The organism is Pseudomonas kulmbachensis (assembly GCF_963681935.1).
GTDB classification, from domain to species: Bacteria; Pseudomonadota; Gammaproteobacteria; order Pseudomonadales; family Pseudomonadaceae; genus Aquipseudomonas; species Aquipseudomonas kulmbachensis.
Window position 1 is genome coordinate 424,615 of sequence record NZ_OY817088.1, and the last position, 15,082, is coordinate 439,696.

The following is a 15,082-nucleotide window of genomic DNA, read 5'->3' on the forward strand; positions in this document are numbered from 1 at the left end:
CGCGCTGATGCCATCGCGAGCAAGCCCGCTCCCACAGGGTAGTGAGTTACCCTAGATTTTTGCCTAGTAACGCGTGATACAACTCGGTATCACCCAGTATCCCCACCACTTTCTGGTTGTCGTGCAGCACCAGTTTGTTGCCGGTCTGGTAGCGGATTTGCAGCGCGTCGCGCATGCCAATGTTGCTGTCCACCAGGGTCGGCCCACGGCCCAGACCTTCTACTGCCTGGCCGCTGTGCCAGTGCTGCAGGTCGAGTACTCCCGCTCCCCGGCGCACACCCTTGATGGTGTTGCCTTCCGCCAGATCAATCCATGAGTCATCCCCCGGATCAATGCACACCGAGCCGTTGATACGTTTGCAGTTGTCCAGCGTACGCATCAGGCTGCGGCCACACAGCACGTTCAGCGGGTTGGTATGGGCGACGAAAGTGCGTACATAGTCGTCGGCAGGGTTGAGCACGATCTCTTCCGGCTTGCTGTACTGCACGATCTTGCCGTCTTTCATGATCGCAATCCGGCTGCCCAGCTTGAGCGCTTCATCAAGGTCATGGCTAACAAATACAATGGTCTTGTTCAGCTTGTGTTGCAGTTCCAGCAGCTCGTCTTGCAGGCCTTGGCGGATCAACGGATCGAGGGCCGAAAAGGGTTCGTCCATCAGCAGAATATCGGCGTCCATCGCCAGTGCACGCGCCAGTCCGACCCGTTGCTGCATGCCACCGCTCAGCTCATCGGGCTTTTTATTGCGCCATTGAGTCAGGCCCACCAGCTCCAGCTTTTCATCCACCAGCGTACGCCGTTCTTTCTCGGGGCGGCCCTGCATTTCCAGGCCGAAGCTGATGTTCTCGCGCACCGTCAGCCAGGGCATCAGAGCGAATTTCTGAAACACCATGGCGATGCGTTTAGTGCGCATCATCTTCAGTTCAGCGGGGGTACATGATGCGATGTCGATCTGCTTGCCTTCATGTTCCACATACAACTGGCCACGGCTGACCGTGTTGAGCCCGTTGATACAGCGCAGCAGGCTGGACTTGCCCGAGCCGGACAGGCCCATCAGCACGCAAATTTCACCTTTTTCGATGTCCAGGCTGGCTTTTTCAACACCGACAATCTGCCCGGTTTTTTTCAGGATCTGATCCCGCGAGAGGCCTTGATCCAGCAGGCTTAGTGCCTCACGCGGGTCTTTGGCGAAAATGACGTCGACCTTGTCGAAGCGAATAATACTCATGCGTCAGCTCCTGCTTTGGCTTCTGGCTGCTTGCAGATTCGGTCGAGCATGATGGCCAGCAATACAATCGCGAGCCCGGCTTCAAAGCCCAGGGCGATGTCGGCTGTATTCAGTGCGTTGACCACGGGTTTGCCCAGCCCATCAGCCCCTACCAGTGCTGCGATGACCACCATCGACAGCGACAGCATGATGCATTGGGTGATTCCGGCGGCGATGCTCGGCATGGCGTGGGGCAGTTCAATACGGGTGAGCAGTTGGCGCCGTGAGCAGCCAAAGGCCTTGCCGGCATCAAGCAGCTCATGGGGCACATCACGAATGCCCAGGTAGGTCAGGCGGATCGGTGCGGCAATCGCAAACACGACGGTGGATATCAATCCTGGCACCACACCCAAGCCAAACAGGGTCAGGGTAGGGATCAGGTAAACGAAGGTGGGCACGGTCTGCATCAAGTCGAGCACTGGCCGCATAAAGGTATAGAACATCGGTTTGTGCGCCGCGAGTATCCCCAGCGGCACGCCGATGATCACGCACACAAAGGTAGCGAACAGCACCTGGGCCAGGGTTTCCATCGTCTCTTGCCAATAACCCAGGTTGAAAATCAGCAGAAACGACAGCGCCACAAAAACAGTGAGCCCCCACTTGCGCTGAATAAAGTGCGCGAGCAGGGCAATCAGCCCGATAAATACAAACGGGTTGAACCAGGTCAGCGCAAAGGTCACGCCGTGGATCATCGTTTCAAGTGTCAGCGCAATAGCGTCGAAGGTGCTGGCGCCGTTTTGGGTCAGCCACTCGACAAACCTTGCGATGTACTGGCCCAGAGGGATTTTTTGATCAATCAGCATGGTAATAAACGTCCGCATGCAGGGGAATTGAAACGGAGCCAGACGGGCATGCCGCCTGGCGCCCGCGATTACTTCGCGAGGCTGGCTTGAACGGCCGCAAGCCCAGGTTTGCCATCAATGGTGGTCACGCCCGTTAGCCAGGTTTCGAGCACTTGCGGGTTTTGCTTGAGCCAGGCCCTGGCGGCCACGTCAGGCTTGATCTTGTCGTCCAGCACCTTGCCCATCAGGGTGCTTTCCATGTCCAGGGTAAACACCAGATTCTTCAGCAGTTGACCGACGTTACTGCACTCTTCGCTGTAGCCCTTGCGGGTGTTGGTGTAGATGGTTGCCTGGCCATAATTGGGGCCGAAGAAATCATCGCCACCGGTGAGGTATTTCATTTTGAAGCGGGTGTTCATCGGGTGCGGTTCCCACCCCAGGAACACCACCTCGGTGCCACGGCGCTGAGCGCGATCGACTTGCGACAGCATCCCGGCTTCGCTGGATTCCACCACCTTGAAGCCCGCGTCTTTCAAGCCGAACGCGTTCTTGTCGATCATGGACTGGATCATGCGATTGCCGTCGTTACCCGGCTCGATGCCATAGATCTTGCCGTCCAGTTCCTTCTTGAATTTTGGCAGGTCGGAGAAGTCCTTGAGCCCCTTGTCATAGAGCGCCTGGGGCACCGCGAGGGTGTATTTGGCGTTTTCCAGGTTGGCCCGCACGGTCTCGACAGTGCCCGCGTCGCGGTAGGCCTTGATGTCGTTTTCCATGGTCGGCATCCAGTTGCCTAGAAACACGTCCATGTTCTTGCCATCGGCCAGCGACTTGTAAGTGACCGGCACTGAAATCATGGTGGTCTTGGTTTTGTAACCGAGGGCCTTGAGTACTTCGCTGGTGACGGCGGTGGTGACGGTGATGTCGGTCCAGCCGACATCCGAGAAGTTGACGGTGCTGCATTGCGCAGGTTCTGCGGCCTGGGTGATGACGGGCAGACTCAACAATGCAGCCAACAACAATGGGGAACCTTTCATGGGGCGACTCCTGGGTGTCTGGGTGGCGGTTTTCGATCGAAAAGCCGCATGTATCAGTTGCGGTTGGGCGATGCCCGGCAGGCGTGTGGCCAAGGCATCTTGCAATCGAGTCAGGACTGATCATGTAACAGCGAAAATCAAACGCCTACAGGGGGAGTCGCATCCAGTACAGGCAGAGTCGTATCTGATACCTGCAAGGTCGTATCTAGACGAATGATGCTTAAAAACTGCCTTTTTCATGCATCTGCACCCTATGGGCGCTGGCAGGCAAAGGCGGGTCGCAGCTGGACGTTTTTGCAGATCGCAAACCCCCCATGATGCGGGCACACATCCTCAAGGTTCGTGCTCATGGCTATCAGCGTGTTTGACCTGTTCAAGATCGGTATCGGCCCCTCCAGTTCACATACCGTAGGCCCGATGCGGGCGGCCGCGCTGTTTGTGCAGGGCTTGCGCGAGCGCGAACAGCTGCCACAGGTACGCCGCATCGAAGTACAGCTGTATGGTTCGCTGTCGGCTACCGGTATTGGTCACGGCAGCGATAATGCGGTGATCATGGGCCTGATGGGCGAATGGCCGGATGCAATCGACCCGGCACAGATCGGCCCGCGCATCGCCGAGCTTGTTCAAAGCCGCACGCTACTCCTGGACGGCCATCTACCGATTCCGTTTGCATGGGCGCAAGACATGCGCCTGATCGACGAAAACCTGCCGTTCCATCCCAATGCCATGACCCTGATCGCTGAAACCGAAAGTGGCGAACTGCACCGCGATACTTATTACTCGGTGGGCGGCGGTTTTGTGGTGGACGCGGCACAAGCGGCCAGCGGCGTGCTGGACATGGACCGTACCGAACTGCCCTACGACTTCAATAGCGCCGTTGAGTTGCTCGAGTTATGCGCTAAACACCATCTGAGCGTAGCCGCATTAATGATGGCCAACGAACGTATTTGGCGCAGTGAAGACGAAATTCGCAGCGGCCTGATCAAGCTTTGGCGCGCCATGCAGGACTGCGTGGAGCAAGGTTTGAAACACGAAGGTATCCTGCCTGGCGGCCTGAATGTGCGTCGTCGCGCAGCCCGCCTGCACCGCAGCTTGCAGGAACTGGGCAAGCCCAACGTGATCGGCTCCACCCTGAGTGCCATGGAATGGGTCAACTTGTTTGCATTGGCGGTCAACGAAGAAAACGCTGCGGGCGGGCGCATGGTGACGGCACCGACCAACGGCGCTGCGGGCATCATCCCGGCGGTACTGCACTACTTTATGAAATTCAGCGATGAAGTCAGCGAAGCCCATGTCGTCGATTACCTGTTGAGCGCGGCGGCGATCGGCATTCTGTGCAAAAAGAACGCGTCGATTTCCGGGGCAGAAGTGGGTTGCCAGGGCGAGGTCGGATCGGCCTGCGCGATGGCGGCTGCCGGGCTGGCGCAAATCCTCGGTGCCACGCCTGAGCAGTTGTGCAACGCCGCCGAAATCGGCCTGGAGCACAACCTGGGTTTGACCTGCGATCCGGTGGGTGGGCTGGTGCAAGTGCCGTGTATCGAGCGCAACGCCATCGCCGCCGTCAAGGCGATCAACGCCGCGCAAATGGCTTTGCGTGGTGACGGTCAGCACTTTATTTCCCTGGACCGGGTGATCCGCACCATGCGCGACACCGGCGCCGACATGCACGACAAATACAAGGAAACCTCACGGGGCGGTCTGGCGGTCAGTGCGGTGGAATGCTGATAGGCGAGTTGTATGCACCCTGTGTAGCAGCTGACGAGCGGAGCGAGGCTGCGTTCGAGCGCGAAGCGGTCGTAAACCAGATTATAGGGTGTGTCTGGCACGCATTAAGCACTGATCTTACGACGGCTGCGCCGCCGAACGCAGCCTCGCTCCGCTCGTCAGCTGCTACGCAGGCGAGCACTTTTTAAGCGCACGTTGACCTCTTTTGGCGCACTCGTACTTTTCGTGACATTCCATTACGGCTCTGTTTCTAGCCGCTTCCCACAAGTGATACCAATGTGCTCAACAGCGCCCGCTCAAGCTGGTGCGTACCTGTTTAGCCACTGTTTTGACATGGCCCATCCAGACTCTTTGCGACGTCGTTTTCAGGCTTTATTGAATACCTATTCAAGTTTAGGCATGGCAATTGCGTTGTGATCACAAAGCCCCGTGAAACGAGGGTAAAAACAAGAGCCCGTGCCTGGGGCCATCACCCGCTTTGTGTGAGGAGATACCGCGATGACGTCGTTCAACTCCGGGGTCCAACCCCAGAACCGTACGCCTCAATCCATCGGCTTTCTGCTGCTGGACAATTTCACGCTCATTTCCCTGGCTTCCGCGATTGAACCCCTGCGCATGGCCAACCAGTTATCGGGCCGTGAGTTGTATCGCTGGAGCACCCTCAGCGCAGATGGCAGCCAGGTATGGGCCAGCGATGGCCTGCAGGTCACCCCCGACGCCAGCATGCACAAGGCTCCGGCGCTGGACATGGTCATCGTGTGTGGCGGTATCGGCATTCAACGCACTGTCACCCGCGAACACGTTTCATGGCTGCAAAGTCAGGCGCGCCAGTCCCGTCGTTTGGGCGCTGTGTGCACTGGCAGCTGGGCCCTGGCGTATGCGGGCTTGCTCGACGGTTTTGATTGCAGCGTGCATTGGGAGTGCCTGGCTTCCATGCAGGAAGCCTTTCCGCGGGTTGTCATGAGCACGCGCTTGTTCACCCTCGACCGCAGCCGTTTCACCAGTTCGGGCGGCACTGCGCCGCTGGACATGATGCTGCACCTGATCAGTCGCGATCATGGCCGCGAACTGTCGGCGGCCATCTCTGAAATGTTTGTGTATGAACGCATTCGCAACGAGCAGGATCATCAGCGCGTGCCGCTCAAGCATATGCTCGGCACCAACCAGCCGAAGTTGCAGGAAATCGTCGCGCTGATGGAAGCCAACCTCGAAGAACCCATCGACCTCGATGAGCTGGCGGTGTACGTCACCGTGTCGCGACGTCAGCTCGAGCGGTTGTTTCAGAAGTACCTGCACTGCTCACCATCGCGCTACTACCTCAAGCTGCGGCTGGTGCGGGCGCGGCAGTTGCTCAAGCAGACGCCGATGTCGATTATCGAAGTGGCGGCGGTCTGCGGCTTTGTGTCCACGCCGCACTTTTCCAAGTGCTACCGCGAATACTTCGGCATTCCGCCACGGGACGAGCGCGTAGGTTCCAATACCGCGCAGCAAACCACGCTGGTGCAGATTCCGCAGTCACTGTTGCTGGCTCCGTTGGCAGGGCCGATGTCTGCCTTGAACCAGGCGCGCAACGAGTCGACCTTTGCGAGTGTCAGGCTCTAGAACTCAGCTTTCTGTAGCCGCTGCCGCAGGCTGTGATGGGCTGCGAAGCGGCCCGCTTTTGATATTAAAAGCGAAGGTCCCGCGGTCCTTATCGCAGCCTGCGGCAGCGGCTACATATTCAGTTGAATCAGACTGCTTTGCTCTGCTGGAACTGCACCAGCCCCGGCAGCAACTGCTGGTCAATGGCCTGGCGCACCGCGGGCAAAATAGTTGCGCTGCCGGTGTAGAGTTTTTCCACCAGACCCTTGAGTGCGCGAGCATTGGCCTCGTTCAATCCACACACCGCCGCAGAGCATGCTTGTTCAGCCGTGCCTGACACCTCAAAGCCCAGCGAGCGCAGTTGGCCCAGCAGGTCCTGCTCATCAATCAAATCCGCGTGCATCATGTCTTTTTATCCTTCTATCAACGAAGCGCGATCGAAGTTTGATTCTGGTAGGGCTTTGGTCAGTGGGCAAGGCCGGTTTGGCGATATGTCCGACACGCCTAATTGCAGGTCGTTTTTGACTAAGTGCCGGTATGCCCGGCTGGGCACACTGAACTCAGCAACACCCTCGATGGTTTGGTCACCGTCTCGGCATCACGCACACTTGGCCCCGAATCTGTCACGGTAGATTCGGGGCTTTTTTGTGCACTTTAAACGTTACAACTCGGCGTAAATTTCCCACTGACTCCCAATGGCATTTGGTTTGACAAGCTCCATTTGTTACGTGGATACATCGTTGCAGGGTCGTTATTAACATCAGCCCCTGAAAATCCCAACGCTTCAGTGCCATCCTGCACATATGAACCGGTCAGGACTCGTCCTTCACCGACCATTCCCAGTGTTCTGTTTACGATGGCCCCGAGCTGTGAGCCAGAGTCCAGCCCCGTTTGGGCAACACCTATGTTCAGGATCGCCGTGGCGGCCGCCACGGCTGTTCGTGTCGCAATTCCGTGCAAGGTGCCTATGTACTTGTCGGCCTGAAATGGGTTGGTTAACTGGTTAGTCCCGGAAACGAACTTTGCATCAGAGTGCAAGCCTCGAGTAACAGTCCCTCCCGCAGAATCAATCATCTCTCCAGCCATACCTCCTGCAATACTGCTTACGGCTTTAGGCACCAGATGCTCAACGGCACCTATGCCAGCAAGCCCCGAGCCATAGGTGACCGCTGCGCCAGCAACGCCTGCCAGTCTGGGTCGTTCACTCCAGGCAATCCTTGGGCCGAGCTCTGCAGAGGCTTGCTGCAGGATTTCGCGGGTCATGGCGTTGACTGTGGCACCGATCTGGCTAATGGCGATCTTGTTATGGCTGGGTGCAGCAGTACCCAAGCTGCTCATGGCACTGAAGTAACCCAGGATTGAAGGGGCGGCCCCGGTAGCGGCACCCAGCAGGCCACCTACAGCGGCCCCTGCCCACAAGGCCGCTCTGGAGTCACGAAACCGGCTGTTAGCCACTAAACTTGCCCCCAAGCCTCCTCCCACATACAGGCCAGCCATACCCCCTGATACTGCGCCGCCTACAGTCATTGCAGTGATATTCGCGGTATTCACAGGCAGACCACTCAGTTGTTCGGCGCTAAAATAGCGTGCGGTTGCCGCCACCACAGTGGCAACACCGTCGCGCGTCGCGCCCGCACAAGCGGCCTGCGCAATTTGGCAGGGTGTAGCGAACGCCCCTTGCACGTCGACATACCCAATGGGGTTGTTATGCACCATGGCAAATAGATTCAGACCGTCCGCTGCACCTAACGGGTCCGGGTTGATCCACCGTTGTAGCCAGGGTGCGTAGTACCTTAAGCCGTAGTAATACAAACCGCTCGCATCGCACTCTTTGCCTGAGTAGCGGATCACCTTGTAGCTGGCATCGACCCGATTTCGGGCTGCCCACCAGGCGGTGCCGCCAAAGGGGTAATAGTCCTCATGACTGACTACATCTCCCAAGTCATCCAGCTCCAGCGTGCTGCTGCCCAGGTGATTGCCCAAGCCATAACGCCATTGCGGGGCCGGTGACACTTTGCGATGGGCTGACCAGTGCAGGTGCCTGATGTGGATGCGCCCTGCCTGCAGCGTGCTGACGTGCAGCACTTCGCCCGTCGCCGAGTTGGTTCTGATCTCCAGCCCCGGCAAATAACGTACTTGCGCCACATGCTCGACGGCCCTGGCCTGCTGTACGCGTATCTTGCGCTGGCGTTGGCCACCCGCGCCGTACACATACACTTCATCGTCGTTGGTGGCGTCTTCACGCACTACCTGCGTCACGCGCTGTAACTGATTACGCACATCCCAGTGCATGTGTTGTGCCCCCGCAAGGTGCAGCAGGTTGCCGTTGGCATCAAAACTGTTACTGATATCTGGCGGGTTGCTGGCATCGACCTGATACAGGCTGCGGTTGCTGAGAGCGTCTACTTTCATCGTTCGTTGTGGCAGTTGACCGTGCTTCAGGCTCAGCAGATTGCCCGCCGCGTCATAGCTGAATGTCTGGGTGTAATTGCGCAACCGGCTGGCATCACCCCCGCCGGGCAGGACCAGCCCAGGCAAGCCCGGCTGGATGCCTGCCAGCACACTCTCGCGGCCGCTGGCCTGAACAAGTTGGCCCAAGGTGTCGTAAACATATCGATTCACCGGGTCGACCTGCTCGCCAGCGAACCAGTCTGTTGGCTGCGCCGCATCTTCGATGCTCATGACGTTACCCACCGGGTCGTAGGTATAGCTCAGGTGCTGCAGCACCTTGTTGGCTTTCACCGCGCGCAGTCGCTGCAAGCGGCCATCAACCGGCGAGTAGATTGCCGTGGCGCTGACGCCATTGCCGAAGGTCTCGCTTTGCACTTGGCCAAAGGCGTTATAAGACCGGTCCTGAAGCAGCAGCGTGGTGCTGCTTTGATCCGCTGGTTTGAGACTGGTTAACGCCAATTGCCCGGCGATGTCGTAGTGAAAGGACTGGGTATTACCCAATGCATCGCACTGACTTAGCACCGTGGCCAGCGCGTTGTATTGCCATCGCGTGGTGTAGGTCTGCGCAACACCTTGGTCATCGCGTTCGAGCAGAGCCTCGCGCCCGCTCAGCGATTGCGGCCAGTCAGGCGCTACCGGAGCACTCAAAAACCATTGTGTCTGGGCCAGGGGCTGGCCCAGCAAACCGTAGTCAGCGTAGGTCCGGCAACCTGCCGGATCATCGTGGCGAATCAGGCTTGCACACAGGTTATGAGCTGCGAACGACGAGCTGCAATCAGCGTAGGTGAAACGCTCGGTTACACAGGGTGGAGCATTTCCAGTCTGCTCAATGATCGCCACGGGCCGCAGCAAGTCGTCGTACTCGCTGAGGCGTCGGTTATGTCGGCCATCCCATTCACAACGAATCTCTGCCGTCGCTCCAAACAGCCTCAAGCACCACCCGGCATCGACGCTATTGCTCAGCAGCGGCCGAGCGGACAGCGAGAAAACCGTGGTCAGGTTCGGGGCACTTGAGGTCGCTGCAAAGCGGGGATCACGATGAGCCACCACACGCCCCGCTGCGTCGAAAACCTGGCGGGTCACGCGTGCTTCAGGGGGCTGTTGGATAACGGCACGATGATAGGCAACGCCACGGATCGTCAGCCCGCGAGGGTCGATAACCGAAAGGTTGGGCGTCGCTTCATGAAGGGAACTCTTCATAAACGTTACTCGTGGAACGATGAATCGTAACGCTGAGCTTTTATTGAAGAGTTGGGTACTGTCAGAAATAACAGACGTATAGATCTGAATGCCTGGCTGGTTATCGCTTCAGCAATGCCGCACATGCCGCCTTGAACGCTTCATGCTGATATTTGTTCAGCGAGGCGGGCAACTCGAAGGCGTGTTTTTTGTACTGTGCGTTAAGGGTTTGCGGGGACAGCAGCAGCACCTCGCAATCGTCCAGCAACTGGATAATGCCTTCGATCTTGAAGGTGGTCGGGCCACCGGCGAATTCGCCCTTTTTACTGCGTTTTTTGATCGCAATGCGAGTGATGGCGTTGGCCTTCACAAAGGCTGCAATCTGCCTGGCGAAGGTTTTGACGTTGGCGGCATCGTCATCGTCGTCCAGGGCAATTTTTTTGGTGGTATTGGCCACATGCTCAAGGCCGTTTGCGCCCTGGGTGGCCAGGGCAAAGATGGCTTCGCTGCCTTTGATTTCGATACCGCAAATAGTCATATAAATCGTTTCCTGGGGCGGATGTAAAGCCTGTAGCCGCTGCCGCAGGCTGCGATAAGGGCCGAAGGACCTTCACTCCTGAAAAAGCGTGTCCCTTCTGGCTCGATCACAGCCTGCGGCAGCGGCTACAAAAAAGCGTGGGTCACTGCTGCCCGATCGATTCCAGAAACTCTGAACGGTCGTCGCTGATGCGTGCCATGCAGTCGTTCTGGGCGATGTTGAATGTTTCAGTACCGGCGGTGGCGGGGAACACGGCAATCGCGCAGTCGGCGTCTCGCTGGTGCAACCACAGGGCCTGAGCGGTCTTGATCTTGCTTAGGATGTTATTGAGTTGGGTCGCGTTACTGCCGTACAGCGAAGTCATGCGCTCCTGCAGGGCTTCGTAGTTTTCGGTCAACAACTGCTCGGCAGCATTCTTGCTGAACAGCGAGCACGCCAGGGTTTGCTGGTCGTTTTCTACCGCATCGCACGGGTTGTAGTCGGCATCATCGGCTGCGTAGGCACCGCTGGAGATCAACGCCAAGGCCAGGAGAATCGATTTCATTGCGGCTTCCTAATCCATAGTTGGGATGGATTCTGGCTTAAGCGTCGGCCAAATAACAGTCACGTAACACAGGGCATAAGATTGGCGTTGCGCGCTTTGTCGCGGATTGACGCTTTCGGCAATTGCGCTGTCGCTTTTGCACCCGGCTGGTTTTGACCCCGGGCCTATGCTGGCCCAAAGCGCCGGCAGACGATTCGGCGCAGCAAATGCCAATAAGGGGACGCCTGATGAGCCCAGCCGAGTTGCACGCAGACAGCATCGTTATCGACGGGCTGATCATTGCCAAATGGAACCGCGAACTGTTCGAAGACATGCGCAAGGGCGGCCTGACTGCTGCCAACTGCACCGTGTCGGTATGGGAAGGTTTTCAGGCCACGATCAATAACATTGTTGCCAGCCAGACCCTGATTCGCGACAACAGCGATCTGGTGATCCCGGTCAAGACCACTGCCGACATTCGCCGCGCCAAGGAGCAGGGCAAAACCGGGATCATCTTCGGCTTCCAGAATGCCCATGCATTTGAAGACCAACTGGGTTACATCGAGATCTTCAAGCAGCTCGGGGTTGGCGTGGTACAGATGTGCTACAACACCCAGAATCTGGTGGGCACCGGCTGCTACGAACGTGATGGCGGGCTGTCGGGCTTTGGCCGCGAAGTGGTGGCTGAAATGAACCGCGTCGGGATCATGTGCGACCTTTCTCACGTTGGTTCGAAAACCTCGGAAGAGGTAATCCTGGAATCGAAAAAACCGGTCTGCTACTCGCACTGCCTGCCGTCCGGCCTTAAAGAACACCCGCGCAACAAATCCGACGCTGAACTCAAGTTTATAGCCGACCACGGCGGCTTTGTTGGCGTGACCATGTTCGCGCCGTTTCTGGCCAAGGGCATCGATTCGACCATCGACGACTACGCCGAAGCCATCGAGTACACGATGAATATCGTCGGTGAGGACTCGATCGGCATTGGCACCGATTTCACCCAGGGCCACGGTCAGGACTTCTTCGAAATGCTGACCCACGACAAAGGCTATGCCCGGCGTCTGACCAGCTTCGGCAAGATCATCAACCCGCTGGGCATCCGCACCGTGGGCGAGTTCCCGAACCTTACCGAAACCCTGCTCAAACGCGGTCACCCCGAGCGCGTGGTCCGCAAGATCATGGGCGAAAACTGGGTCAACGTGCTCAAGGACGTCTGGGGCGAATAACGCCACGCCCTCGCCCAACCCTCTCCCCAGGAGAGGGCAGGGTGAGGGGCGAAATGAATACCTACCGAATTTTTGGAGTTTGATTCCATGGCTAAAATCGCCCCGCAATTGCCTATCGAAGTCGACAGCGAAACCGGCGTCTGGACCTCTGACGCCCTGCCGATGCTCTACGTGCCGCGCCATTTTTTCGTCAACAACCACATGGGCATTGAAGAGGTATTGGGCAGCGATGCCTACGCCGAAATTCTCTACAAGGCCGGCTACAAATCCGCCTGGCACTGGTGTGAAAAAGAAGCCGAATGCCATGGCATAGAAGGCGTCGCGGTGTTCGAACACTACATGAAACGCCTGTCACAGCGCGGGTGGGGCCTGTTCAAGATCCAGGATATCGACCTCGACAAAGGCACCGCCACGATCAAGCTCGAACACTCGTGCTTCGTCTATGTGTACGGCAAGGTCGGGCGTAAGGTCGACTACATGTTTACCGGCTGGTTTGCGGGTGCCATGGACCAGATCCTGCAGGCGCGAGGCAGTGATATCCGTACCGTGGCCGAACAGGTCTATAGCGGATCGGAAGAGGGCCACGACCACGGCCTGTTTATCGTCAAGCCGTTGTAAGTCGAGGATCGGGATATGGCGTTCGAAGCAATGTTTGAGCCGATTCAAATCGGCAAACTGACCATCCGCAACCGTGTGCTCAGCACCGCTCACGCTGAGGTCTATGCCACCGATGGCGGCATGACCACCGAGCGTTATGTGCAGTACTACGAAGAAAAAGCCAAGGGAGGTATCGGCCTGGCGATTTGCGGCGGCTCATCCGTGGTGGCCATCGACAGCCCGCAAGAGTGGTGGAGTTCGGTCAACCTGAGCACCGATCGCATTATCCCGCACTTCCAGAACCTGGCCGACGCCATGCACAAGCATGGCGCCAAGATCATGATCCAGATTACCCACATGGGCCGCCGCTCACGCTGGGACGGTTTCAACTGGCCGACCCTGATGTCGCCCTCCGGCGTGCGTGAACCGGTACACCGCGCCACCTGTAAAACCATCGAGCCCGAAGAAATCTGGCGCGTGATCGGCAACTACGCCAGCGCCGCTGGCCGGGCAAAAAAGGGCGGGCTGGACGGGGTCGAACTGTCGGCGGTGCACCAGCACATGATCGACCAGTTCTGGAGCCCACGAGTCAACAAACGCACTGATGAATGGGGCGGCAGCTTTGAAAATCGCATGCGTTTTGGCCTCGAAGTACTCAAGGCCGTGCGTGCTGAAGTCGGTCCGGATTTCTGCGTAGGCATTCGCCTGTGCGGCGACGAATTTCACCCCGATGGCCTGAGCCACGAGGACATGAAACAAATCGCCAAGTACTACGATGACACCGGTATGCTCGACTTTATCGGCGTGGTCGGCTCTGGCTGCGACACCCACAACACCCTGGCCAACGTCATCCCGAACATGAGTTACCCACCGGAGCCGTTTTTGCATTTGGCTGCGGGTATCAAGGAGGTGGTCAAGGCCCCGGTGTTGCATGCGCAAAACATCAAGGACCCGAACCAGGCGACGCGGATTCTGGAAGGTGGTTACGTTGATATGGTGGGCATGACCCGAGCCCATATCGCCGACCCGCACCTGATCGCCAAAATCAAAATGGGCCAGGTCGACCAGATCAAACAATGCGTAGGTGCCAACTACTGCATCGACCGCCAGTACCAAGGGCTGGACGTGCTGTGTATTCAAAACGCGGCAACCTCCCGTGAATACATGGGCGTACCGCACATCATCGAAAAATCCACCGGGGTCAAACGCAAGGTGGTGATCGTCGGTGCAGGCCCTGCGGGGATGGAAGCGGCGCGAGTGGCCGCCGAACGTGGGCATGACGTGACCCTGTTCGAGAAAAAAGAGGCCATCGGCGGGCAGATCACCACTGCCTCCAAAGCCCCGCAGCGTGACCAGATGGCCGGGATCACCCGCTGGTTTCAACTGGAGCTGGCGCGATTGAAGGTTGATTTGCGCCTGGGCACGGCGGCGGATGCTGCGACGATTCTCGACTTGCGCCCCGATATCGTGGTGCTGGCCGTGGGCGGGCATCCTTTTGTGGAGCAGAACGAACACTGGGGCGCCGCCGAAGGGCTGGTGGTCAGCAGCTGGGACGTGCTCGACGGCAAGGTCGCGCCGGGTAAGAACGTATTGGTGTACGACACCATCTGCGAGTTCACCGGCATGTCGGTGGCCGACTTTATGGCGGACAAGGGCGCGCAGGTTGAAATCGTCACCGACGACACCAAGCCCGGCGTGGCGATTGGCGGAACTTCGTTCCCTACCTACTACCGCAGCCTGTACCCCAAGGAAGTGATCATGACCGGCGACATGATGCTGGAGAAGGTCTACCGCGAAGGCGACAAGCTGATTGCCGTGTTGGAAAACGAATACACCGGGGCCAAGGAAGAGCGCGTGGTGGATCAGGTGGTGATTGAAAACGGCGTGCGTCCGGACGAAGAGTTGTATTACGGGCTCAAGCCGGATTCGCGCAACAAGGGTCAGATTGACGTCGAAGCCCTGTTCGCGATCAAGCCACAGCCATGCCTGAGCGAAGCGGGGGACGGCTACTTGCTGTTCCGCATCGGTGACTGCGTGGCCCAGCGCAACGTGCATGCGGCGATCTATGACGCGCTGCGGTTGTGCAAGGATTTCTGACCCGACACATATCGAAAACCTGTAGCCGCTGCCGCAGGCTGCGATGGGGTGCGAAGCCACCCTGATTTTGAAGGCCCTTCGGTCC

Annotated in this window: 12 protein-coding genes; 5 read left to right on the forward strand and 7 right to left on the reverse strand. The window is 58.1% G+C overall.

Going from position 1 to position 15,082, the window contains the following annotated elements; all coding sequences use genetic code 11:
- Positions 1 to 46: 46 nt before the first annotated feature.
- The 3 genes from choV to U5A05_RS02100 all read right to left on the reverse strand — a co-directional run bounded on the left by choV (position 47) and on the right by U5A05_RS02100 (position 3,080).
- Positions 47 to 1,225: a choline ABC transporter ATP-binding protein gene (choV, locus tag U5A05_RS02090; protein ID WP_261740625.1), complete on the reverse strand. Its 1,179-nt coding sequence runs from the start codon at positions 1,223 to 1,225 to the stop codon at positions 47 to 49.
- Positions 1,222 to 2,067, reverse strand: a complete 846-nt coding sequence (gene choW, locus U5A05_RS02095; RefSeq protein ID WP_261740626.1) for a choline ABC transporter permease subunit — start codon at positions 2,065 to 2,067, stop codon at positions 1,222 to 1,224. Before choW ends, choV begins: the two co-directional genes overlap by 4 nt.
- 68 nt (positions 2,068 to 2,135) lie before the next feature.
- On the reverse strand, positions 2,136 to 3,080 hold the full coding sequence (locus U5A05_RS02100; RefSeq protein WP_261740627.1) for a choline ABC transporter substrate-binding protein: 945 nt from the start codon (positions 3,078 to 3,080) through the stop codon (positions 2,136 to 2,138).
- Positions 3,081 to 3,428: 348 nt separating this feature from the next.
- Between U5A05_RS02100 and U5A05_RS02105 the strand changes: the two genes are divergently transcribed.
- Both U5A05_RS02105 and gbdR read left to right on the forward strand, forming a co-directional pair.
- A complete protein-coding gene (locus U5A05_RS02105; protein ID WP_321835479.1) occupies positions 3,429 to 4,805 on the forward strand; it encodes an L-serine ammonia-lyase in 1,377 nt (458 codons plus the stop codon).
- Positions 4,806 to 5,303: 498 nt separating this feature from the next.
- Positions 5,304 to 6,407: a choline metabolism transcriptional regulator GbdR gene (gbdR, locus tag U5A05_RS02110; RefSeq protein ID WP_261740629.1), complete on the forward strand. Its 1,104-nt coding sequence runs from the start codon at positions 5,304 to 5,306 to the stop codon at positions 6,405 to 6,407.
- Positions 6,408 to 6,534: 127 nt separating this feature from the next.
- Here the strand turns inward: gbdR and U5A05_RS02115 are convergent, their stop codons facing one another.
- The 4 genes from U5A05_RS02115 to U5A05_RS02130 form a co-directional block, all read right to left on the reverse strand.
- The gene (locus U5A05_RS02115; RefSeq protein ID WP_261740630.1) at positions 6,535 to 6,792 is read right to left on the reverse strand and encodes a hypothetical protein; all 258 of its coding nucleotides are present in this window, start codon (positions 6,790 to 6,792) and stop codon (positions 6,535 to 6,537) included.
- 248 nt (positions 6,793 to 7,040) lie between these two features.
- Positions 7,041 to 10,037 carry an RHS repeat domain-containing protein gene (locus tag U5A05_RS02120; RefSeq protein WP_321835482.1) on the reverse strand — a complete coding sequence of 999 codons (2,997 nt, stop codon included), beginning with the start codon at positions 10,035 to 10,037 and terminating at the stop codon, positions 7,041 to 7,043.
- 100 nt (positions 10,038 to 10,137) lie between these two features.
- Positions 10,138 to 10,554 carry a DUF3010 family protein gene (locus U5A05_RS02125; protein ID WP_261740632.1) on the reverse strand — a complete coding sequence of 139 codons (417 nt, stop codon included), beginning with the start codon at positions 10,552 to 10,554 and terminating at the stop codon, positions 10,138 to 10,140.
- 142 nt (positions 10,555 to 10,696) lie between these two features.
- Entirely contained in the window at positions 10,697 to 11,098 is a 402-nt protein-coding gene (locus tag U5A05_RS02130; protein ID WP_261740633.1) for a lysozyme inhibitor LprI family protein, read from the reverse strand.
- 227 nt (positions 11,099 to 11,325) lie between these two features.
- Between U5A05_RS02130 and U5A05_RS02135 the strand changes: the two genes are divergently transcribed.
- The 3 genes from U5A05_RS02135 (at position 11,326) to dgcA (ending at position 14,997) form a co-directional block, all read left to right on the forward strand.
- Positions 11,326 to 12,303 (forward strand): dipeptidase, encoded by a 978-nt coding sequence (locus U5A05_RS02135; RefSeq protein ID WP_261740634.1) that lies wholly within the window; start codon positions 11,326 to 11,328, stop codon positions 12,301 to 12,303.
- Between the two features lie 87 nt (positions 12,304 to 12,390).
- On the forward strand, positions 12,391 to 12,921 hold the full coding sequence (locus U5A05_RS02140) for a 4-vinyl reductase (RefSeq protein ID WP_261740635.1): 531 nt from the start codon (positions 12,391 to 12,393) through the stop codon (positions 12,919 to 12,921).
- 15 nt (positions 12,922 to 12,936) lie between these two features.
- Positions 12,937 to 14,997: a dimethylglycine demethylation protein DgcA gene (dgcA, locus tag U5A05_RS02145; protein ID WP_261740636.1), complete on the forward strand. Its 2,061-nt coding sequence runs from the start codon at positions 12,937 to 12,939 to the stop codon at positions 14,995 to 14,997.
- The last annotated feature ends 85 nt before the right edge of the window (positions 14,998 to 15,082 follow it).